Here is a 20865-nt window from a genome sequence, read left to right on the forward strand (position 1 = left end):
CATGCTATCATCATTGTTATCGATAACAATATCATGAGAGACCCATGAATCCCGACTTCCGCTCCAGGGCAATGCTCGAAGCGCATATCCAGCACACGATGCATTTTTATCACCCGCGCGCCATTGACGCCAGCGGCGGCTTTTATCACTTCTTCCTCGATGACGGCACCGTGTATGACGCTGCCACGCGCCACCTGGTCAGCAGCACGCGCTTCATCTTCAATTACGCCATGGCGTACCGCCATTTCGGCGGCGACGCTTACCAGGCGGCCCTGCGCCACGGCGTCGCTTTCCTGCGCGACGCGCACCGCGACCCGGCCACCGGCGGCTATGCCTGGCAACTGAAGTGGCAGGACGGCGTCAAGACGGTGGAAGACGGCGCCAACCACTGCTACGGCCTGGCCTTCGTGCTGCTCGCGTATGCCCACGCTTTGCAAGCTGGCGTGACGGAAGCGCGCGCGTACCTGGACGAGACCTTCGAATTGATGGAGCAGCGCTTCTGGCTGCCCGAACACGGCCTGTATGCGGACGTGGCCAGCGCCGACTGGTCTACCCTGGACGGCTACCGGGGCCAGAACGCCAACATGCACGCGTGCGAAGCCATGCTGGCCGCGTTCGAGGCGACGGGCGAAGCGAGATATCTGCATCGCGCCGAGACGCTGGCGCACAACATCACGGTGCGCCAGGCGGGCCTGGCGAACGGCATGATATGGGAACACTACAAGCCTGACTGGTCGATCGACTGGGATTACAACCTGCACGACAAGAGCAATATCTTCCGTCCGTGGGGCTACCAGCCCGGCCATTTCACGGAATGGGCCAAGCTGCTGTTGATCATGGAGCGCCACGCCAAGTTCATGGCCGGACCGTCCGACTGGCTGCTGCCGCGCGCGCGCGCCCTGTACGACACGGCGCTGGCCAAGGCCTGGGATGGCGCGCATGGCGGCATCCATTATGGTTTCGGCCCGCACGATGAAATCTGCGATGGCGACAAATACTTCTGGGTGCAGGCGGAAAGCTTCGCCGCCGCCGCCGTGCTGGCCGCGCGCACGGGCGACGACGCCTACTGGCACAGCTATGACAAGATCTGGGACTACAGCTGGAAGCATTTCGTCGACCACGAGCACGGCGCCTGGTACCGCATCCTGACGCCGGAGAACCAAAAAATCAGCAACGAGAAAAGCCCGGCCGGCAAGGTCGATTACCACACGATGGGCGCCTGCTATGAAGTGCTGAACGTGATCGGCGGTGCCGCATGAGCGCCGCCGCTTTTCCCACCTTCCCCGCGTTTGTCTCGGCCGGCGAAGCGCTGACGGACATGCTGCGCACAGGGCCGGATTCCTGGAGCAGCCAGGTGGGCGGCTCGACGTGGAACGTGGCGCGCGTGATGGCGCGCCTGGGCGTGCCCAGCGCCTTTGCCGGCGCCGTCAGCCTCGACGTCTTCGGCGACGCGCTGGCGCAAGCGACCGACGCGGCGGGCCTGGACATGCGCTTTTTGCAGCGCCGCGCGAAGTCGCCGCTGCTGGCCATCGTGCATGAACTGCATCCGCCCACCTATTACTTCATCGGCGACGACAGCGCCGACCTGCATTTCGACGCTGCGCTCTTGCCGTCCGGCTGGATGCAGGGCGCGCAATGGGTGCATTTCGGCGGCATCAGCCTGGCGCGCGAACCGCTGGCGGGCAAGCTGGTGGCGCTGGCGCAGGAACTCAAGGCCGCTGGCGTGAAGATCAGCTATGACCCGAATTTCCGCATCATGATGGATGAGCGCTACGACGCCACCCTGCGCCGCATGACGGAGCTGGCCGACGTGATCAAGGTGTCCGATGAAGACCTGGCGGGCCTGTTCCGCCATGACGACATCGATGGCGCGTTCGCCACCCTGCGCGGCTGGAATCCGCACGCCACGTATTTGTATACGCGCGGCGCGCAGGGCGCGGCACTGTACCGGGGCGAGCAGACATGGCAGGCGGCCCCGCCCGCCATCGAGGTGGTCGACTCGGTGGGTGCGGGCGACGCCAGCATCGGCGGCTTGTTGTACAGCCTGATGTACCGGCCCGATGCGGACGGCGGCCAGCACTTGCGCTTTGCCGTCGCGGCGGGCGCGGGCGCCTGCCTGGCGGCCGGCGGTTCGCCGCCATCGGTGGAACTGGTGGAATCGCTGGCGCAGCGCACGGTGGTGCGGTAGCAATACCAAGGCCGGGGTCAGACCCGGCGGGTCTGACCCCGCGTCACGGGTCCCGACGACGCCCGCGCCATCAAGGTAAATTCCATCAGGCGATGCGTGGCAGGCGCGGTTTCTCCCGCGCGGCGCTGGCGGATCGCGTCGATGACGAGACTGACGGCGGCGCGCGCCATGTCGGCGATGGGCTGGTGGATGGTGGTCAGCTCGGGCCAGACGGTGGTGGCGACGGGCGTGTCGTCGAAGCCGCACACGCTCAATTCCAGCGGCACCTGCAAGCCCATGCCGTGCGCCACGGCCAGGGTGGCGGCGGCCATGTCGTCGTTGCTGGCGAAGATGGCGCTGGGGTACGGTTGCTGCGCCAGCAGCCGGCGCGCCGCGTCCAGACCCGAACGATACGTAAAATAGCCTTGCGCCACCCTGTGCGGCGCTACCTGCAAGCCCGCTTCCCGCATGGCGTCCTCGAAGGCCTGGCGGCGCAGCAGGGCGGGCGTGTGCGCCGGATCTCCCTCGATGAAGCCGATGTCGCGGTGGCCAAGCGCGAGCAGATGGCGCGTCATGGCCAGCGCGCCTTCGTAGTCGTCGATGCGCACGGCCGAGACGCCGGGCGAGGGGCGCGCCGTGGCCACGGCGATGGCGGGGATGCCCATGGTATTGAGCTGCGCCAGCACTTCCGGTGAATCGCACAGGGGCGGCGGCACGAGGATGCCGTCCACGCCGGCCGCCACCAGGCAATCGATGCCGGCGCGCTGGCTGGCCAGGTCGCCGCAGCGCTCGAGCAGCAGCTGGCCGCCGCCCTGGCGGCACTGGTCCATGGCGCCAACTAAAAATTCGCTGAGGAAGGCCGCGCTGGGATTGCTGTACAAGAGGCCGATGCGCAGGGTGCCGGTGCGGGCGGCGCGCGCCGCCAGGTTGGGCTGGTAGCGCAGGCTGGCGATGGCCGCCTCGACCTTGTCGCGCGTGGCCGCGCTGACGCTGGCGCGCCCGTTGATCACGCGCGATACCGTCATGGCCGATACGCCGGCCACGCGCGCCACGTCATGCACGGTGGCCCCGCTGGCCGTATCGGGGGCGTGGGCGCCGTGCGCCGCCTTATTCGAGGTGGCCACCGAATTTCAGCTTGCCGCTGATGCGCATGCCGTGCAATTGACCTTCTTCCAGCTGGGCGGCGCTGGTGCGCTGCGCCGTGTCGCGCCGCGCCAGTCCCACCGACAGGATATCGAGCATCATCAGCTGCAGCAGGCGCACGATCATGGGCACGAAATTGAGATTGCCTTCCGGGTGGTTCAGGGTCAGCAGCACGTCGGCCAGCTTGGCCAGCGGCGAACCGCTGGCCGTGATCGCCAGCACGCGCGCGCCGCAGCCCTGCGCCACCTTGACGGTGCGCAGCAGGTCGGGCAGGGCGCCCGAACGGGAAATGACCAGCGCCACGTCGCCCGGTTTCAGCATGGCCGCGCTCATTTCCTGCGCCTGCGGGTCGGCAAAGAAGCTGCTGACGATGCCCAGGTTGAGCAGTTTGTGCTGCATGTCGTCGGCCACCACGCGGGCGCTGCCGACTGCCAGCAATTCCACGCGCTGCGCGCCGCGCAGCAGTTCGATGGCTGCCGTCAGCGCCTTCACGTCGAGCATGTCGCGCAGGGCCAGCGCGGCCGAGGCACTATTGCCCAGCACCTTGCGCGCCAGTTCCGCGTCGGAGTCCGAGATCTCCACATGGCAGTGCGCCACCGTGATGGCGCCGCCCGTCAGGCCGGAAGCGAGCTTCAGCTTGAAGTCGGCCAGACCCTGCACGCCGATCGAGCGGCAAAAGCGCATCACGGTTGGCTGGCTCACGCCGACGCGCTGGGCGATTTCGGCGATCGGCAGGGTCAGCATGGCGTTCGGTTCCTTCAGCACCCAGTCGGCCACCTTGCATTCCGATGGACTCATCCTGCCGCGCGCCTGGCGCACGGATTCGAGCACGGGCGCGCCGGTATGGGCGCGCTTGAGCTTTTGCGCGAGGATGGCGGCGATGCCGAGGAAAGTCGGCAGTTCGGCCGTGATCAGAAAGGTGGGGATCTGCGCCAGGTATTCGTTCAGGCGGCCCTTTTGCTCGAAGCGGGCGCGGAACTGCGACTGTTCGAACAAAGGCCCCAGGCGCGGCACGATGCCCCCGCCTATATAGATGCCGCCCAGCGCGCCCAGGGTCATGGCCACGTTGCCGGCGATGGAGCCGAGGATGGCGCAGAAGCAGTCCACCGCTTCCAGACACACGTCGCATTCATTGTTCAGGGCGCGGCTGGTGATGTCGGCCGCCAGCAGAGGCTGCACGTCATGCCGGCCAGCCCGGTCGGACAGGGCGCGGTAGATCAGTTCCAGGCCGCGCCCGGAGGCGAGGCGTTCGGCCGAGACGTGCGACAGTTCGCGCCAGGCGAAGGACAGCACGTCCATCTCGCGCTGGTCGCAGGGGGCAAAGCTGACGTGGCCCCCTTCGCTGCCCAGCGCGATCCAGCGGTCTTCGGCGGGGATCATGCCCGACACGCCCAGGCCCGTGCCCGAACCGAGCAGGCCGATGACGCTGTCGGCGCGCGCCATGCCGCCACCGATCTGCTGGCGCTGGTCGGGCCGCAGATAGGGCAGGGCCATGGCCAGCGCCGTGAAGTCGTTCACCACCAGCAAGGTGTCGAGGCCCAGCGCGGCACGCATCGCCTCGATCGAGAAGAACCAGTGATGGTTCATCATGCGGATATTGTCGTCGTCGATGGGATTGGCGATGGCGATGGCCGCATGGCGCACGCGCGCCGAACCGGCGGCGCGCGCCTCGCTGCTGTCCATATACGCGGTGATGGCGTCGAGCAGCGAAGCGTAGTCGTCGCAGGGCAGCACGGCGACCGCTTCCAGGTGGCCCTGGCGCGTTTCCAGCACGAAGCGGGCATTGGTGCCGCCGATGTCTGCCAGAAGGCGCGGGCCTTCACTGAAACGCTCCGCCGGATCGCTGCCTGCTACTTCCATTTTTTCATCAATTTTCATGGCGGTGCTTTGTCTCGTCTGCGTGCGTGGTCGTGGCCGCGCACTGTCGTTATGGGCAAAAACCAAGGATTTTAATTCGTATACGTGCCGCGTGCCGAAAAATGCGGAACGCCTGCGCAAGTGCCTGCCCGCCGTGCCGGATGCGGCGGCGCCAGCGGAAAAAACAGGGCAGTCAACTCGCCTGTCGGTACGCAAATAAAGTGTCGCAGAGTAGTCGTAGGATTACAACATAATATGTTGATATTTGTTCGTAGTATAGTTACTATGTCCCTGCTGGAAAGAATTCTGGCCAGTACATTCGGCCACGAATGACTAGATAAAAACAAATTACTGAGGAGACTTACCATGCTGCATCGCAACATGTTGAAGGCCGTGTTGAAGACACTGCCAGCTGCCATCGTCTTGGCCATCGCCAGCGGTTCCGCTGCCGCCGACCCTATGTACCCATCCGATTCCGAAGGCTTCCATGGCTACCTGCGCGCCGGCGCCGGCAGCAATACCTCGGGCGGCGGCGGTTCGCAAGGCTGCTTCGGTCTGGGCGGCAATACCATGAAATATCGTCTGGGCAATGAGTGCGACGCCTACACGGAATTCGGCTACACCAAGTCCGTCGCCCAGTCCGGCGGCGTGAACTACCTGGCCACCATCTGGGTCAACGCTTACGCGCCAAATTCCGATTTCGGCGACAACAAGCTGGGCATCGTCAAGGCCTATGTCGAAGCGCAGGGACTCGATTTCCTGAACGGCGGCACGGCCTGGATCGGCAAGCGCTTCTACTACCGTCCTGACATCCACATGCTGGACTTGCAGTACATCAACATGAACGGCACGGGCGCCGGCCTGGACCGCATTCCCGCGGGCCCCGGTAAATTCTCGTACGCCTTCTTCAAGGACAACGACATCAATACCGTGTCGAAGACCGGCGTCGTCAGCACCAAGTCGGCCGTGCGCCAGAACTTCATCTACGGCGAGATTCCCGTCAATGAAAACGGCACGCTGGACCTGGCCGCGACCTACATCATCGGCGAAGGCAAGGACAACGACGCGTTTGGCCAGAAGCACAATGGCTGGCAACTGTCGGCCTTCCACCGCCAGGCGAAAGTCTTCGGCGGCGGCAATACCTTCGGCGTGCAGTACGGCGTCGGTCCTGGCACCGGCAAGGGCGCGCAGTTCGGCGCGTCGGGCGACACCAATTTCGGTTCGGACGTGAAACGCACGCGCATCTTCAATGACATGGCGATCCAGCCGATGGCCAACTTCGGCATGGAATTCGTCGCCCTGTGGCAAAAAGACGAATCGAACGCCAACGGTTCCTCGACCTGGACCTCGGTCGGCGTGCGTCCCGTGTACGCATTCACCAACAACTTCAAGCTGGTGGGCGAACTGGGCACGGACCGCGTGACGCAAGCGGGCGGCCTGCCGGCCAAGCGCCTGACCAAGCTGACCATCGCCCCGACGATCTCGGCCGGCCCTGGCCTGTGGTCGCGCCCTGAACTGCGCGCTTTCGTCACCTACGGCAAATGGAACGATGCGGCCACCGCCTCGGTCAATGCGTCGAACAACGGCGGCCCGATCTACAACAACAATACCAGCGGCACCTCCTACGGTTTCCAAGTGGAAACTTGGTTCTAAGTTAGCAGGCGTTGGCAGTCTAGTTCAACCTGGCGCATCCTTCGCGGATGCGTTTTTGGCGCCGTCCCGTGATATAAATACAAAGTACGCATGTCATGGATCACGGCGCCGTCTTTTCACTGAAGATGATGCCCGTTTGCAAGCGGGTCTGAGCACAAGAGCGCCGGTACAGGCGCAGATTTCACCTTTTTCGGCCCCCGTATGCCGAAGCCCCCTAAAAGCTTGATCAAAAAAGGAATGTGGAGATGAAACTGAAATTCAAGATTACCCAACTGGCCGCGTTGACCACCCTGGCATTCGCCGGCAGCGCCTTTGCGACCGACGTGGAAGTGTTGCACTACTGGACCTCCGGCGGCGAAGCGAAGTCCGTGGGCCAGTTGCAGCAAATCGTGAAGGAAAGCGGCTTCGGCTGGAAAGACTTCGCCGTGGCCGGCGGCGCTGGCGAAAACGCCGCGACCGCGCTGAAGACCCGCGTCATTTCCGGCAACCCGCCGACGGCTGCGCAGATCAAGGGCCCATCGATCCAGGAGTGGGGCGCAGAAGGCGTGCTGGCCAATATCGATGATGCCGCCATTCCAGGCAAATGGGATGCCGTGCTGCCGAAAGTCGTCGCCGACATCATGAAATACAAGGGCCACTACGTCGCCGCTCCAGTCAACGTCCACCGCGTCAACTGGATGTGGGTCAATCCGGAAGTGCTGAAAAAAGCCGGCGTGGCCACCACCCCGACCACCTGGGATGCGTTCTTCGACGCGGCCGAGAAAATCAAGAAATCGGGCGGCATCGCGATCGCCCACGGCGGCCAGCCTTGGCAGGACGCCACCGTGTTTGAATCCGTCGCGCTGGGCGTGGGCGGCACGGAATTCTACAAAAAGGCCATCCTCAAGCTGGACCAGAAGGAATTGACCGGCCCGACCATGCTCAAGGTGTTTGACACCCTGGGCAAGGTGAAGACCTACATCGACAAGGATGCGGCAGGCCGCGACTGGAACCTGGCCACCGCCATGGTCATCAACAACAAGGCCGGCTTCCAGTTCATGGGCGACTGGGCCAAGGGCGAGTTCACGGCCGCCGGCAAGGTGCCAGGCAAGGACTACCTGTGCGTGGCCGCGCCTGGCACGGACAAGGCCTACACCTTCAACATCGATTCGTTTGCCATGTTCACGCAAAAGGATGCGAATGCGAAGAAAGGGCAGATCGCCCTGGCCAACGCCATCATGAATCCGAAGTTCCAGTCGATCTTCAACCTGAACAAGGGTTCCATCCCCGTGCGTTCCGGCGTTTCCAAGGACAAGTTTGACGCTTGCGCCCTGAAATCGATGGAAGACATGGACGCCACCAACAAGACCGGCGGCCTGGTGCCGTCGTTCGCCCACGGCATGGCGCTGCCATCGGCCACGCAAGGCGCCGTGACCGACGTCATCGCCAAGTTCATGAACACCAACATGAGCTCGAAAGACGCGGTTGCCGCCCTGGCCAAAGCGGCAAAAGTGAAGTAATCACGACGGCGCCGGCACGCTCGCCGGCGCCCGCTGCATCGCATGCATCGCAGGCGTCCACCCTGGCTTCGGCCAGGCCGGCGCCACACGCAGTTCTTCTTCTACGGCTGTCCTATGTCCATACGCAAGCAATTCGACCGATGGATACCGCAGATGGTGCTGGGCCCCACGCTCATCGCCAGCCTGGTATTCGTCTATGGTTTTATCTTTTTGACCGGTTGGCTGTCGCTGACCGAATCGCGGCTGATGCCGAACTACGAGTTCGCCGGCCTGGTGCAATACGTCGAGCTCTTCGACAACGAGCGCTGGTGGACCTCGCTCAAGAACCTCGGCATCTTCGGTGTCCTGTTCATCGGTTGCAGCATCGCCATCGGCCTGTTCCTGGCCATCCTGCTGGACCAGAAAATCCGCGCCGAAGGCGCGCTGCGCGCCATCTATCTGTATCCGATGGCGCTGTCCTTCATCGTCACCGGCACGGCCTGGAAATGGATGCTCAATCCCAGCCTGGGCCTGGAAAAGGTCATGCACGACTGGGGCTGGACGTCGTTCACCTTCGACTGGCTGGTGAACTCCGACATGGCCATCTACACGGTGGTGATCGCCGGCGTGTGGCAGTCGTCGGGCTTTGTCATGGCCCTGTTCCTGGCCGGCCTGCGCGGCATCGACGATGAAATCATCAAGGCGGCGCAAGTCGACGGCGCATCGCTGCCGACGATCTACTGGCGCATCGTGATTCCCGCCATGCGTCCCGTGTTCTTCAGCGTGCTGCTGATCCTCGCGCATATCGCCATCAAGAGCTTCGACCTGGTCATCGCACTGACGGCTGGCGGACCTGGCAACTCGTCGTCCGTGCCGGCCATCTTCATGTACCAGTTTTCCTTCACCCGCGGCCAGCTGGGCCTGGGCTCGGCATCGGCCATGATGATGCTGGCCACCATCGTGGCCGTGCTCGTGCCGCTGATGTACCTGGAAACGCGCAGCGCAAAGGCGATGAGATGACACCTACCCGAAATAATCGCCTCACCCTCGGACGGGTGGTGGTATATCTGCTGCTGATTCTGTTTGCGGTGTACTACATCGTGCCCCTGTACGTGACCCTGTCGACGTCGTTCAAGTCGCTCGACGAGATCCGCAGCGGCAACCTGCTGGCCTTGCCGCACCTGTGGCAGTTCGATTCCTGGGCCAAGGCCTGGTCTTCGGCCTGCACGGGCGTCACCTGCGACGGCATGCAGCCGTTCTTCTGGAACTCGATCAAGATGGTGATTCCCGCCGTGCTGATCTCGACCTTCCTGGGCGCCTTCAACGGCTACGTGTTCGCGCACTGGCGCTTCCGCGGTTCGGAAATCCTGTTTGCCGCCCTGCTGGTGGGCTGCTTCATTCCGTTCCAGGTGGTGATCCTGCCGATGGCGCGCCTGCTGGGCGAATTCGGCCTGGCCAATACCACCACGGGCCTCGTCTTCGTGCACGTGGTGTACGGCACGGCGTTCACGACCCTGTTCTTCCGTAACTACTATATCGGCGTGCCGGAAGAACTGATCAAGGCGGCGCGCATCGACGGCGCGGGCTTCTTCCTGATCTTCCGCAAGATCGTGCTGCCGATTTCGGGTCCGATTTTCGTCGTCTGCATCATCTGGCAGTTCACGCAGATCTGGAACGACTTCCTGTTCGGGATCGTCTTCGCCAGCGGCGATTCGCAGCCGATCACGGTGGGCTTGAACAACCTGGTCAACACGTCCACGGGCGTGAAGGAATACAACGTCAACATGGCCGCCGCGGTGATTGCCGCGCTGCCGACCCTGCTGGTCTATCTGGTCGCAGGCCGTTATTTTGTGCGCGGTCTGACCGCAGGCGCAGTCAAAGGTTAAGGAAAGAATATGTCCAGTTTATCGATACGCAGCATCCGCAAGGTGTACACGAATGGCGTCGAAGTCTTGAAAGGCATCGACATCGAGATCAAGGATGGCCAGTTCCTGATCCTCGTCGGCGGCTCCGGCTCCGGCAAGTCGACCTTGCTCAACATGGTGGCCGGCCTGGAAAGCGTCACGTCCGGCGAAATCCTCATCGACGGCAAGGTCGTCAACGACCTGCCGCCGAAGGACCGCGACATCGCCATGGTGTTCCAGTCCTACGCGCTGTACCCGTCGATGACGGTGCGCGAAAACATCGCGTTCGGCCTGAATGTGAAAAAGGTGCCGAAGGCGGAGCAGGAAGAAATCGTCTCGCGCGTGGCCGAAACGCTGCAGATCACGCACTTGCTGGACCGCCGCCCGGCGCAGCTGTCGGGCGGCCAGCGCCAGCGCGTGGCCATGGGCCGCGCCATTTCGCGCAAGCCGTCGCTGTTCCTGTTCGACGAACCGCTGTCGAACCTGGACGCCAAGCTGCGCGTGGAAATGCGCGCCGAGATCAAGCTGCTGCACCAGCGCCTGAAGGCCACCATCGTCTACGTCACGCATGACCAGATCGAGGCGATGACGATGGGCGACCTGATCGCCGTCATGAAGGATGGGGTGGTGCAGCAACTGGGCACGCCGCAGGAAATCTACGACAACCCGGCTAACCTGTTCGTGGCGGGCTTCATTGGCTCGCCGTCGATGAACTTCATCACCGTCAAGCCTGTCATCGAAGGCGAAACGGTGTCCGTCGCCATCGAGAACGCGGGCAAGAGCCTGCGCCTGGCCTTGCCGTTCCCGGCCGACAAGCTGCGCAGCTACGCGGGCCGCGACGTGATCCTGGGCGTACGCCCGGAACAGATCACGGACATGAGCAGCGCGCACGGCGACGTGGGCCAGGAACTCGGTTGCCTGATCGACCTGGTCGAGCCGACCGGCCCTGACACCTTGCTGACGACGCGCCTGAACGGCGCCGCCGTGACCTGCCGCACGCACCCGCGCGAAGCCGTGCTGCCGGGGCAGACCATGCAGCTGTCGTTCAACCTGTCGAAAGCGGCCCTGTTCGATCCGGCCAACGGCGAACGCATCGCGTAAGCGGCACCAGCAATAGAAAACGGCCCGCTTGTCGCATGACAGGCGGGCCGTGGTCGTTTATGCCGCCGCGCTTAATGCGGCAGCGATTTTTTATAGGCGATGGCGTGGCGCAGCTTGCCCTTGTCGTCGATCAGCTCATCGAATTCATTCCGGTTGACTTCACGCAGGGCGCCCAGCTCGCGCGCGCTCTTGCCGCCGCTGACGATATCGCCGGGCCGCAGCGCCACCATCGCCTGCGCGGCCAGCAGGATCGCATTGGCATACGCGACAGGGTCGCGCAGGTCGACCTGCGCCAGGTCCAGCGCGGGAATGCGGCGCAGCCAGTCGGCCCAGTAAAACTCGAGAAATTCCGTGGCGTGCTCGGGCGGCTCGTAGCCGATCCCGCGCGTAAAGTAGACGAGCGAGCGGTAGGGATCGTCGCCCAGGGAGGCGAGGCCGATGGCGGAAGGCAGCTGCCGCGGCGTGATGGCCTGGTTCTTGCCGTCTTTCAGCCATACCTTGTTTTCCTCGCGCATGCGCGCCCAGAAGGCCGCGTCGCCCAGCGCGCTGAAATTGTCGCTGACCTTGACCCAGACCTGTAATTGATGATTGCGTCCGCCATCGGCTTCCCAGAAGGTGGAAAACGTATGGTGGCCATCGGTCAGGTACACGAGGCCGCGCGGGCCGATGACGACGGTCTTCATGTCGTCCGGGCGGCTGCCCACGGCCGCCTTGCAGCGGTAGCCGGCCGGCGGCGCGGCCAGGGTGGCGCCGGCCACATTGGCCGTGTTGGGCAGGACGTCGCCCTGGCCATTGGCTTCGCACAGGTCGGCGAATTTCTTCGGCTTGGCGATGTCGGCGATGTGCTTTTCTTCGGCCGCATAGCGCCCCAGCTTGTAATACACCTGGTCGTAGCCGATGGCTGGCTGGGTCGGATGCAGTTCATCGAGGCGCACCTGCAGGATGCGCGGATGGGCGGCGCTGCCCGCCACGGTGGCCATCAGCGCCTGCTGGCGTGCGCTGAGCGCCGGTGCCGTGGCGACAGCGGCATCCCTGGCGCATGCCGCATTGCTGAAGGACAGGGCCAGCAGCAGGGCGCTGGCAGCGTGCGTGATGTAGCGTGGCATGTTTTCTCCTTTAGCGCTGGCGCCTCATTCCAGCAGCGCGCTGGGCACGCGCGGCGAGGACATCAGGTCGCGGAAGGCGGCCCAATGTGCGGCGCGCGTCGCGCCCTGGCGTTCGACATAGGCTTTCGCCATGTCCTGGCCCAGGTTGTAATTGATGACGTACGCGCCCATGGCATCGTAGAACTGCAGGCGCTGCGCGGATTTCTCGGCCGGGTACAGGCGCACGTTGACCAGCCATTCCAGCGCTTCTTCGCGGCTCAGGCTGCCTTCGAGGTACTGGCGCGCGATGTCGTTGTCGGCATAGCCGAGCTTGGCCAGCAGCGCGTTCAGTTGCGCATAGCGGGGCGCCAGCGCTGGGTCCAGGCCGGCCAGCGGGTACAGCACCTGTTGCTCGAACGCCAGCCTTTCCACATCCGTAAAACTCAGTTCGATGCCGTAGTTGGCCGTGCCTTCGGCGATCAAGGACTGCGGCGAATACAGCGGATAGATGCAGTACTCCATCCAGCCCTTGCCGCGCACCAGGTCGCGTTCGAGCAGCACGTTGTACACGTGGTGGCCCGGATACGCTTCATGGCAGCCGAGGTCGACGGCGCGATCGATGTACACGGGCAAGTCCGTATTGATCTGGATCACGCTTTGGTAGTTACCCTTGTACCAGTTATAGCCGCTCCAAGGCTTGTCGGTGACGAATTCCAGCACGAAATCCTCGCCATCGGGCAGGGCGATGTACTGCAAGGTGCGCTCGCGGCCCGCGCGGATGGCCGCTTCCATGACGGCGCGCAGCTTATCGGCGGGAATGACGAGTTGCGCGCGCAAGGCATTCACGCGTTCGCTGACCGTGCCGTCGCCGGGCAGCAGGGCGTCGATTGCCGCCACCAGTGCTTCATAGTATGCACGGTCGTGATGGGGCGAGACGGCGTCGTACAGGCGCGCGCTTTCGGTATCGAAATCGAGGCGTGTGCCTTGCAGCATCTCCGCCTTGGCCAGCACGGCGTGCAGCTGCTTGCGCAGGTTGAGGGCGCGCAAGGATGCGTCATCGGCCAGCAGGGCCAGCGCCTTGTCAGTCGCGGCCTTGATGTCGCTCAAACTCAATTGCTGTTCTACCGCTTCCTGCTGCCATGCGGGCGGGCCGTAATAGGCATCCACGTACGAGGCATCGTGCTGGCCCATGGCCAGAACCAGCTTGACGTAGCGTTCGGCCGCGTCGGCGAGGGAAGGAGAGTGGCTGTCGTCGTTCGTCATGGTGGCCTTGGTTTTTGCGGTTGGGCAGGCGCTTATTGTATAGCGCAATGGCATGCGCGTGAGGCGTGTACGCGTCACATCCTTTCTTTACAGTAATTGGGAAAATACATCTTGATATAGCTCAGTGAACCCGGCATTCACGGCCTGCTTGAGCGGGTTTGGTAGCAAGATGGCGTGGTCTTCCTTTTACGTATCAGCGTGATTTTTTCCTTGATTTTTCTTCGTTTATGGACGAATATGATGGTCGAGATCCGGCACTACCTGACATCATCGGGCAGGGATTTATATACGGAATGGCTGAAACGCCAACGCGATAATACGGCCAGGGTGGCCATAGCCCGGCGCGTGTTGCGTCTGATGGCGGGCAATTTTGGCGACCATAAATTTTGCCACGATGGCGTGTGGGAATTGCGCATCGATGTGGGGCCTGGTTACCGCGTGTATTACGCCGTCGCCGGCGAACAGATCATTTTATTGCTGTGCGGCGGCGACAAGCGTACCCAATCGAAAGATATCGAATACGCCTGTGCCTGCTGGCACGACTGGAAGGAGAGAGGACATGAGCGAGGACATCCGCAAACCACCGAGAGACCGCTCGCATGACGAAGCGATGGCCGAACTGTACCGCGACGATCCCGATCTGGCCCTTGAACTGATCAACAATATCCTTGCCGACGGCGACCACGGGGAACTGCTGGCCGTGCTGCGCCAGCTGACGCGCGCCTTTGGCGGCGTGCCCGCCGTGGCGCAGGCGGCCGGGCTCAATCCCACCCAGCTGTACCGCACCCTGTCGCCCGAGGGCAATCCCTCGCTCGCCACCTTGACGGCCATCCTCGATGCCATGGGCTTGCGGCTGGCCGTGGAACCCAGGCAGCCGTTTTCCACGCCGGCTGTCTGAGTCCCGGCTTTGGTTTAAAACTCGACGGGCCGTGCCTCGCGCATCGCTTGCGTCATGGCCAGGCCGATGCGCGTCGCTTCCGTTGCGTCGTGCAGGGTCAATGACAGGGTGCGCCGGCCCAGCGCCGCATCCGTGAACTCCTGCGCCTCGATCAGGAAGGCGTCGGCGAAGCGGGCATAGAAGTCCGGCGTGCATTCGTTGCGCACGCCATGCGCATCCGAAATTTCCACCCTGTTCAGGCGCGGATTGCTGCCCACGGCCAGGCGGCCGCCCGTGCCGAACACTTCCGTCAGGGTTTCATGGCCGTGCGCCATGGTGCGCGACGCCATGAAGCTGGCCATGCTGCCATCGGCAAACTCGACCGTCGCCAGGCCGTTGTCGACATCGCCGAAGGCCTGCAAGCCCGTGTGGATGGCGTTGGTGCCGCTCGCATACACGCGTTTTGGCACGGGATTGCCCAGTAGCCAGCGTGCCAGGTCGATATCGTGCACGCTGCAATCGAGGAAGATGCCGCCGCTGGTGGGGGCGAAACGCATGAAGGCACCGCTGGGGTCGTTCTGGTCGCAGGTTTGCGAACGCACGAGATACGGCTTGCCGATCAGACCCTGGGCGATCTTTTGCTGCGCGTCATGGTAGCTGGCGTCGAAACGCCGCACGAAGCCGATCATGATGGTCAGTTGCGGGTGGCGCGCCGCTTCCGCTTCCACCTTCAGGCAGTCGGCCAGGTCCAAGGACAGCGGTTTTTCGCAAAACACATGCTTGCCGGCGCGCAGGGCGGCGATGATCTGGTCCGCATGCAGCGAGGTGGGGGTGACGAGGAAGACGGCGTCCAGGCCCGGGTGGGCCAGCAGCGCATCGTAATCGGCATAGCCGGTGGTGACGCCCAGCTGGCTGGCGGCCCAGTCCAGCTCGGCCGGCACGGGGCTGCAGGCGGCGACCACGCTGGCATTGGGCACGCGTTGCGCCAGGTTGATGGCGTGGCGCTGGCCCAGCCTGCCCAGGCCGACGATGCCCACTTTTAATGTTGGGGATGACATTTGGTCTCCAGTATCTTGTTTTTGTATTTTTACAGGGTCACAACACGCTGCTCGCGCCACGACAAGGTGGCCGCCTCGGCCAGTTCCAGCGCCTTCAAGCCATCGTGCACGGTGGTGCGCAGCGGCGTGCCGTGGGTGAGGGCGTCGAAGAAATGCGCCATTTCCTGCGCGTACGCCACGCGGTAGCGTTCCAGGAAGAAATCTTCCGGCTTGTCCACGCTGACGTTCACCGAGCCATAGGCCGTCACTTCCGTCGGCTTGTGGTTGCCCGCCTGCAGCATGCCGGCGCTGCCCAGCACTTCGAAGCGCTGGTCGTAGCCGTAGGCGGCGCGGCGCGAGGCATTGATCTGGCACAAGCGGCCCTTGGCCGTGCGGATGGTGACGACGGCCGTGTCCAGGTCGCCTGCCTCGCCGATGGCGGGGTCGACGAGGCAGCTGCCCGTGGCGTGCACGCTGACGGCTTCATCGTCGAGTATCCAGCGGAAGATGTCGAAATCGTGGATCAGCATATCCTTGAAGATGCCGCCCGAGACCTTGATGTAGCTCACGGGTGGCGGACCGGGATCGCGGCTGGTGACCACCAGCAACTCCGGCGTGCCGATCTCGCCCGCTGCGATGCGTGTCTTGACGGCATTGAAGGTGGGGTCGTAGCGGCGCTGGAAGCCCAGCATGCACAGCACTTTTGCCTCCTTGACGGCGGCGGCGCAGGCGCGTGCCCGGTCCAGCGTCAGATCGACGGGCTTTTCGCAAAAGATGGCCTTGCCGGCGGCGGCCGAGCGCAGGATCAGGTCCGCGTGGGTGTCCGTGCTCGAGGCGATGACGACGGCCTTGACGGCCGGGTCTGCCAATGCCGCCTCGACAGTTGCGCTGCTGCCGCCATGCAGGCCCGCCAGCGCTGCGGCTGCTTCCTGGTTGACGTCGACCACGTACTTGAACTGCACGCCGGGTTGCGCGGCCAGGTTGGCCGCGTGGATTTTGCCGATGCGTCCGGCGCCGAACAACGCTACTTCAATCATCATGTTCTCCTGGGGTGTGGATTTCTTCGATGTCGAGCTCTAATTTGTATGCCAGCGCGATGAACAGCGCCTGGCACAGGCAGATGGTGCTGGTCAGCGAGCGGAAGGCGAAGGCGCTGCCCTCGGTGACGGTGAGCAGCGCGTCGGCGGCCCGCGCGAGCGGGGCCAGCTTGCTGTCGGTAATCACCAGGACCTTGGCGCCCTTGTCTTGCGCCGCCTTGATGCACTGCTGGGTTTCCTTGCCGTAAGGCGAGAAACTGATGGCGATCGCCACATCGCGTTCGCGCACGCTGCGCATCTGTTCGCGGTGCATGCCGCCCAGTCCGCTAATCAGGTGCACGCGCTTGTCCGTGTGCTCGAGCGCGTAGGCGATGTAGGAGGCGATCGGGAAGGACCGGCGCACGCCGATCACATAGATATTTTCAGCCTTGAGCAGCAGGTTGACGGCCGCTTCCAGCTGCGCGTCGTCGAGTCCCGCGGCCAGGTCGTCGAGGCCGGCGCGGCTGGCGCCGACGAATTCGCGCGTCAGGTCGCCCGCGCTGAGGGCGGCGTCGCGCGTGGAGATGAGCTTGCGGATGCGCTGCTGATAGTCGGGCGTGGCGCCGGCCTGGTCCGTGTAAGCCTGGCGGAACACATCCTGCATTTCGGAAAAGCCCGTATAGCCGAAGCGCTGCGCGAAACGCACTATGGCCGACGGCTGCACGTCGCAGGCGGCGGCGATGTCGCTGATGCGTTCGAGCATCAGGCTGGCCCGGTGCTTTTCAATGTATTGCGCGATGACTTTCAACTGGCGCGACAGGTTGTCGTACTCGGCGGCAATGTGCTGCATCAGCTGTTCGATGGGGGCGGTGGCTGCCATGGTGTTTTCCTCGGTGTGCTTGCTGGGCCGCTTTATTCGTGCGGCTGGTTCTGGCGAGAATTATAGGAGGGAATCTGAAAAATAGAAACGAATTTCTATTTAAATTATTTTTGAAAATTTTATTGCATTTGTCTTTTTTGTGGCCTAAGCTGTGCGCAGTGCATCGGTTCGTGTGCCGCAAGGCCAGGCCGGTGACACCCTTCATAAAAGCTCGCAACTATAAAAATTAATCCGTCTAGGAGACATTCATGCATAGCAATAAAAGCAAGGGTTTGATGAAATGCCTGGCCATCGCCAGCCTGGGCCTGAGCCTGGGTTTGAGCACGGGCGCCAGCCATGCTGCCGGCGAGAAATTCGTCCTCGTCAGCCATGCGCCGGACTCCGATTCCTGGTGGAATACCATCAAGAACGCCATCAAGCAAGCCGGCGAGGACTTCAACGTCACGGTCGACTACCGCAATCCGCCGAATGGCGACCTGGCCGACATGGCGCGCCTGATCGAGCAGTCGGCCGCGCGCAATTACGACGGCTTGATCGCCGACATCGCCGACTTCAGCGTGCTGCAAAAACCGCTGGGTACGGTAGTGGCCAAGAAAATCATGCTCGTGACTATCAATTCGGGTACCCTGGCGCAAAGCGAACAGTTGAAAGCCATCATGCACGTGGGCCAGCCCGAGTATGACGCGGGCCTGGGCGCCGGCAAGCGCGCCAAGGAAGCGGGCATCAAATCGTTCGTGTGCGTGAATCACTATGCGATGAATGCGTCCTCGTTCGAACGCTGCCGCGGTTTTGCCGATGCGCTGGGCGTCGATTTCAAATCGTCCACGCTCGACACCAATGGCGTCGACCCTGGCGTGATCGAAAGCAAGGTCAGCGCCTATCTGCGCAGCAATCCGAAGACCCAGGCCGTGCTGGCGCTGGGACCGGATTCGGCGCCTGCCGCCATGCGCGCCGTCGAAAAGCTGGGGCTGAAAGGCAAGATGTACTTCGCCAGCTTCGACTTGTCGGAGGAAATCGCCAAAGGCATCAAGGATGGCAGCATCCAGTTCGCCATCGACCAGCAGCCCTACCTGCAAGGCTACATTCCTGTCGCCGTGATGGCCATCATGAAACAGCAGAAGATCACTGACCTGGCCAAGGTCAAGGAAATCCTGATCGCCAATCCGAAATACCAGGCGCGCCTGGCGGAATACGGCCTGACGCCTATCTACGGCCCGCGCCACATCAGCTCCGGCCCCGGTTTTGTGACCAAGGAAAACATCGCCAAGGTCGAAAAATACGCCGGTCAATACCGCTAATCCACACAGTCGCCACCGGGAGTTGCCCAGCGCCGCACCGCCTCCCGCGGGCGGCGCTTGGGAGGAACACGCCTGGCGCCAGCGATGCTGGCAGGAAAGTAATCGGAATTGGTAACAAGTATCACTGAAAGGACTTCGTATGACTGCGCTCAAATCCAGCCTGGCTAGCCCCGGCATGAATCCTCCCCCGCCTCCCGGCGCCTCCAGCAAGCCAGTTGCCGCCGGCGACGAGCGCGTGGGCACGACCAGCTGGGTCAAACGGTTTTTTGGCCGCCCCGAGTTCGCCTCGATCTCCGGCGCGGTGCTCGTATTTGCCTTCTTCGTCATCACGGCCGGCGATTCCGGCATGTTCAACCTCGATGGCGTCGTCAACTGGATGCAAGTGGCGTCCTACCTGGGCATCATCGCCATCGGCGCCTGCCTGCTGATGATCGCCGGCGAGTTCGACCTGTCGATCGGTTCCATGATCGGCTTTGCCGGCATGATGATCGCCATCCCGACGATTTATTTCCACTGGCCATTGTGGGCCGCCATTATCTTCGCCTTCGCCGGTTCCATGGCGCTGGGTTGGCTCAACGGCTACATCGTCATCAAGACGCGTTTGCCATCGTTCATCGTGACCCTGGCATTCCTGTTCATCCTGCGCGGCCTGACCCTGGCCCTGTCGATCATGTTCGCCAACCGCACCATCGTCAGCGGCGTGGGCGACCTGGCGGCGCAGGACTGGCTGGCCAGCCTGCTGTTCCACGGTAATGTGGCGACGGGCCTGTTCCAGTGGATGGGCGCGCACGGCTGGATCGCCGTGCTTGACGACGGTTCGCCGCTGGTGAAGGGCGTGCCGAAAGTCATCACCTGGTGGCTGGTGCTGGCCGCCGGCGCCGCCTTCGTGCTGTCGCGTACCCGCTTCGGCAACTGGATGTTCGCCGTCGGCGGCGATGCCAACGCGGCCAAGAATGTGGGCGTGCCGGTACGCAAGGTGAAGATTTCCCTGTTCGTCTTCACGGCCTTCTGTGCCTGCCTGTTTGCCACCTTGCAAGTATGCGATGTGGGTTCGGCCGCCGCCGACCGCGGCATGCAAAAGGAATTCGAAGCCATCATCGCGGCCGTCATCGGCGGCGCCTTGCTGACGGGCGGCTACGGTTCCGTCGTCGGCGCCTGCTTCGGCGCGCTGATCTTCGGCGTGGTGCAGATCGGCATCACTTATACCAACATCAATTCGGACTGGTTCCGCGTGTTCCTCGGCGTCATGTTGCTGATCGCGGTGCTGTTCAATAACTTTGTACGCTCACGCGTCACGGAAGCGAGATAAATCATGAGTGAGCATATTCTTGCCCTGGAAAATGTCAGCAAGCGTTTCGGCTCCGTGCTGGCGCTGCAAAACATCACCATGCGGCTCAAGGAAGGTGAAGTGCACTGTTTGCTGGGCGACAACGGCGCCGGCAAGTCCACCCTGATCAAGACCCTGGCCGGCGTGCACAAGCCGACCGACGGCCAGTACCTGGTCGATGGCAAGCCCGTCGTCTTCAATTCGCCCAGCGAAGCGCTGGACATGGGCGTGGCCACCGTCTATCAGGACCTGGCGCTGGTGCCGCTGCTGTCCGTGGCGCGCAATTTCTTCATGGGCCGCGAGCCGATGAAAAAGCTGTTGGGCGTCGTGCCCGTGATGGATATCGACTATGCGGCCGCCACGGCGCGCGACAAGCTGGCCGAGATGGGCATCATGGTGCGCGATCCGCACCAGGCCATCGGCACCATGTCGGGCGGCGAAAAGCAATGTCTGGCCATCGCCCGCGCCATCCATTTCGGCGCCCGCGTGCTGATCCTGGACGAGCCGACGGCCGCGCTGGGCGTGAAGCAATCGTTCAATGTGCTGAAACTGATCTACAAGGCGCGCGAGCGCGGTATTTCCGTGATCTTTATTACGCATAATGTGCACCATGCGTATCCGGTCGGCGACTCGTTCACGTTGTTGAACCGGGGCAAGTCGCTGGGCACCTTCACCAAGGATACGGTGACCAAGGATGCCTTGCTGGACATGATGGCGGGCGGTGCGGAAATGCAAACGCTGATGAGTGAACTCGACGGTGTCACGATTTAAGGATAGCC

At 63.1% G+C, this 20865-nt stretch carries 19 protein-coding genes; 12 read left to right on the forward strand and 7 right to left on the reverse strand.

Annotated features, from left to right (window positions below; translation table 11 throughout):
• Positions 1 to 44: 44 nt before the first annotated feature.
• Both ACQ4W4_RS17895 and ACQ4W4_RS17900 read left to right on the forward strand, forming a co-directional pair.
• Entirely contained in the window at positions 45 to 1259 is a 1215-nt protein-coding gene (locus ACQ4W4_RS17895) for an AGE family epimerase/isomerase (protein WP_436543137.1), read from the forward strand.
• Entirely contained in the window at positions 1256 to 2188 is a 933-nt protein-coding gene (locus ACQ4W4_RS17900) for a carbohydrate kinase family protein (protein WP_436543138.1), read from the forward strand. Before ACQ4W4_RS17895 ends, ACQ4W4_RS17900 begins: the two co-directional genes overlap by 4 nt.
• 17 nt (positions 2189 to 2205) lie before the next feature.
• Here the strand turns inward: ACQ4W4_RS17900 and ACQ4W4_RS17905 are convergent, their stop codons facing one another.
• Together ACQ4W4_RS17905 and ACQ4W4_RS17910 are read right to left on the reverse strand one after the other, a co-directional pair.
• Positions 2206 to 3291: a LacI family DNA-binding transcriptional regulator gene (locus ACQ4W4_RS17905; RefSeq protein ID WP_436543139.1), complete on the reverse strand. Its 1086-nt coding sequence runs from the start codon at positions 3289 to 3291 to the stop codon at positions 2206 to 2208.
• Positions 3275 to 5188 carry a glucokinase gene (locus ACQ4W4_RS17910; RefSeq protein WP_436543140.1) on the reverse strand — a complete coding sequence of 638 codons (1914 nt, stop codon included), beginning with the start codon at positions 5186 to 5188 and terminating at the stop codon, positions 3275 to 3277. Before ACQ4W4_RS17910 ends, ACQ4W4_RS17905 begins: the two co-directional genes overlap by 17 nt.
• Positions 5189 to 5533: 345 nt before the next feature.
• Here ACQ4W4_RS17910 and ACQ4W4_RS17915 point away from each other — a divergent pair, with 345 nt between their 5' ends.
• The 5 genes from ACQ4W4_RS17915 to ACQ4W4_RS17935 all read left to right on the forward strand — a co-directional run bounded on the left by ACQ4W4_RS17915 (position 5534) and on the right by ACQ4W4_RS17935 (position 11303).
• Positions 5534 to 6820 (forward strand): maltoporin, encoded by a 1287-nt coding sequence (locus ACQ4W4_RS17915; RefSeq protein ID WP_099408604.1) that lies wholly within the window; start codon positions 5534 to 5536, stop codon positions 6818 to 6820.
• A gap of 245 nt (positions 6821 to 7065) precedes the next feature.
• Positions 7066 to 8319 (forward strand): ABC transporter substrate-binding protein, encoded by a 1254-nt coding sequence (locus tag ACQ4W4_RS17920; protein ID WP_035817882.1) that lies wholly within the window; start codon positions 7066 to 7068, stop codon positions 8317 to 8319.
• A 114-nt stretch (positions 8320 to 8433) separates the two neighbouring features.
• Entirely contained in the window at positions 8434 to 9318 is an 885-nt protein-coding gene (locus ACQ4W4_RS17925; RefSeq protein ID WP_010397323.1) for a carbohydrate ABC transporter permease, read from the forward strand.
• Complete coding sequence (locus ACQ4W4_RS17930; protein WP_436543141.1) at positions 9315 to 10184, forward strand: carbohydrate ABC transporter permease; 870 nt, start codon at positions 9315 to 9317, stop codon at positions 10182 to 10184. The genes ACQ4W4_RS17925 and ACQ4W4_RS17930 overlap by 4 nt, the downstream gene beginning before the upstream one ends.
• 9 nt (positions 10185 to 10193) lie before the next feature.
• Positions 10194 to 11303, forward strand: coding sequence for an ABC transporter ATP-binding protein (locus ACQ4W4_RS17935; protein ID WP_436543142.1), 1110 nt, complete (start codon positions 10194 to 10196; stop codon positions 11301 to 11303).
• Between the two features lie 71 nt (positions 11304 to 11374).
• Here ACQ4W4_RS17935 and ACQ4W4_RS17940 read toward each other — a convergent pair whose 3' ends face one another.
• Positions 11375 to 12409 (reverse strand): ParB/Srx family N-terminal domain-containing protein, encoded by a 1035-nt coding sequence (locus tag ACQ4W4_RS17940; protein WP_436543143.1) that lies wholly within the window; start codon positions 12407 to 12409, stop codon positions 11375 to 11377.
• 24 nt (positions 12410 to 12433) lie between these two features.
• Positions 12434 to 13651: a hypothetical protein gene (locus ACQ4W4_RS17945; RefSeq protein WP_436543144.1), complete on the reverse strand. Its 1218-nt coding sequence runs from the start codon at positions 13649 to 13651 to the stop codon at positions 12434 to 12436.
• Positions 13652 to 13888: 237 nt separating this feature from the next.
• Between ACQ4W4_RS17945 and ACQ4W4_RS17950 the strand changes: the two genes are divergently transcribed.
• The gene (locus tag ACQ4W4_RS17950) at positions 13889 to 14254 is read left to right on the forward strand and encodes a type II toxin-antitoxin system RelE/ParE family toxin (protein ID WP_436543145.1); all 366 of its coding nucleotides are present in this window, start codon (positions 13889 to 13891) and stop codon (positions 14252 to 14254) included.
• Entirely contained in the window at positions 14211 to 14549 is a 339-nt protein-coding gene (locus ACQ4W4_RS17955; protein WP_436543146.1) for a helix-turn-helix domain-containing transcriptional regulator, read from the forward strand. Before ACQ4W4_RS17950 ends, ACQ4W4_RS17955 begins: the two co-directional genes overlap by 44 nt.
• A 14-nt stretch (positions 14550 to 14563) precedes the next feature.
• Here the strand turns inward: ACQ4W4_RS17955 and ACQ4W4_RS17960 are convergent, their stop codons facing one another.
• The 3 genes from ACQ4W4_RS17960 to ACQ4W4_RS17970 are packed head-to-tail and all read right to left on the reverse strand — an operon-like array spanning position 14564 to position 17461.
• Complete coding sequence (locus ACQ4W4_RS17960) at positions 14564 to 15586, reverse strand: Gfo/Idh/MocA family oxidoreductase (RefSeq protein ID WP_436543147.1); 1023 nt, start codon at positions 15584 to 15586, stop codon at positions 14564 to 14566.
• 29 nt (positions 15587 to 15615) lie between these two features.
• Positions 15616 to 16602 (reverse strand): inositol 2-dehydrogenase, encoded by a 987-nt coding sequence (gene iolG, locus ACQ4W4_RS17965; protein ID WP_436543267.1) that lies wholly within the window; start codon positions 16600 to 16602, stop codon positions 15616 to 15618.
• Positions 16595 to 17461, reverse strand: coding sequence for a MurR/RpiR family transcriptional regulator (locus ACQ4W4_RS17970; RefSeq protein WP_034757651.1), 867 nt, complete (start codon positions 17459 to 17461; stop codon positions 16595 to 16597). The genes iolG and ACQ4W4_RS17970 overlap by 8 nt, the downstream gene beginning before the upstream one ends.
• A gap of 248 nt (positions 17462 to 17709) precedes the next feature.
• Here ACQ4W4_RS17970 and ACQ4W4_RS17975 point away from each other — a divergent pair, with 248 nt between their 5' ends.
• The 3 genes from ACQ4W4_RS17975 (at position 17710) to ACQ4W4_RS17985 (ending at position 20857) form a co-directional block, all read left to right on the forward strand.
• Positions 17710 to 18759 (forward strand): sugar ABC transporter substrate-binding protein, encoded by a 1050-nt coding sequence (locus tag ACQ4W4_RS17975; protein WP_436543148.1) that lies wholly within the window; start codon positions 17710 to 17712, stop codon positions 18757 to 18759.
• Positions 18760 to 18934: 175 nt separating this feature from the next.
• Complete coding sequence (locus tag ACQ4W4_RS17980; RefSeq protein WP_436543268.1) at positions 18935 to 20068, forward strand: ABC transporter permease; 1134 nt, start codon at positions 18935 to 18937, stop codon at positions 20066 to 20068.
• 3 nt (positions 20069 to 20071) lie between these two features.
• Positions 20072 to 20857: an ATP-binding cassette domain-containing protein gene (locus ACQ4W4_RS17985; RefSeq protein WP_436543149.1), complete on the forward strand. Its 786-nt coding sequence runs from the start codon at positions 20072 to 20074 to the stop codon at positions 20855 to 20857.
• Positions 20858 to 20865: the final 8 nt, after the last annotated feature.

The organism is Janthinobacterium glycogeni, from assembly GCF_051380725.1.
Lineage (GTDB): Bacteria > Pseudomonadota > Gammaproteobacteria > Burkholderiales > Burkholderiaceae_D > Janthinobacterium.

Coding starts and splice junctions, on each gene's coding strand:
- ACQ4W4_RS17975 (WP_436543148.1), top strand. CDS start 17,710: ATGCATAGCAATAAAAGCAAGGGTTTGATGAAATGCCTGGCCATCGCC.
- ACQ4W4_RS17970 (WP_034757651.1), bottom strand. CDS start 17,461: ATGGCAGCCACCGCCCCCATCGAACAGCTGATGCAGCACATTGCCGCC.
- ACQ4W4_RS17945 (WP_436543144.1), bottom strand. CDS start 13,651: ATGACGAACGACGACAGCCACTCTCCTTCCCTCGCCGACGCGGCCGAA.
- ACQ4W4_RS17895 (WP_436543137.1), top strand. CDS start 45: ATGAATCCCGACTTCCGCTCCAGGGCAATGCTCGAAGCGCATATCCAG.
- ACQ4W4_RS17900 (WP_436543138.1), top strand. CDS start 1,256: ATGAGCGCCGCCGCTTTTCCCACCTTCCCCGCGTTTGTCTCGGCCGGC.
- ACQ4W4_RS17955 (WP_436543146.1), top strand. CDS start 14,211: ATGAGCGAGGACATCCGCAAACCACCGAGAGACCGCTCGCATGACGAA.
- ACQ4W4_RS17960 (WP_436543147.1), bottom strand. CDS start 15,586: ATGTCATCCCCAACATTAAAAGTGGGCATCGTCGGCCTGGGCAGGCTG.
- ACQ4W4_RS17925 (WP_010397323.1), top strand. CDS start 8,434: ATGTCCATACGCAAGCAATTCGACCGATGGATACCGCAGATGGTGCTG.
- ACQ4W4_RS17910 (WP_436543140.1), bottom strand. CDS start 5,188: ATGAAAATTGATGAAAAAATGGAAGTAGCAGGCAGCGATCCGGCGGAG.
- ACQ4W4_RS17950 (WP_436543145.1), top strand. CDS start 13,889: ATGATGGTCGAGATCCGGCACTACCTGACATCATCGGGCAGGGATTTA.
- ACQ4W4_RS17920 (WP_035817882.1), top strand. CDS start 7,066: ATGAAACTGAAATTCAAGATTACCCAACTGGCCGCGTTGACCACCCTG.
- ACQ4W4_RS17985 (WP_436543149.1), top strand. CDS start 20,072: ATGAGTGAGCATATTCTTGCCCTGGAAAATGTCAGCAAGCGTTTCGGC.
- iolG (WP_436543267.1), bottom strand. CDS start 16,602: ATGATTGAAGTAGCGTTGTTCGGCGCCGGACGCATCGGCAAAATCCAC.
- ACQ4W4_RS17930 (WP_436543141.1), top strand. CDS start 9,315: ATGACACCTACCCGAAATAATCGCCTCACCCTCGGACGGGTGGTGGTA.
- ACQ4W4_RS17980 (WP_436543268.1), top strand. CDS start 18,935: ATGAATCCTCCCCCGCCTCCCGGCGCCTCCAGCAAGCCAGTTGCCGCC.
- ACQ4W4_RS17915 (WP_099408604.1), top strand. CDS start 5,534: ATGCTGCATCGCAACATGTTGAAGGCCGTGTTGAAGACACTGCCAGCT.
- ACQ4W4_RS17935 (WP_436543142.1), top strand. CDS start 10,194: ATGTCCAGTTTATCGATACGCAGCATCCGCAAGGTGTACACGAATGGC.
- ACQ4W4_RS17940 (WP_436543143.1), bottom strand. CDS start 12,409: ATGCCACGCTACATCACGCACGCTGCCAGCGCCCTGCTGCTGGCCCTG.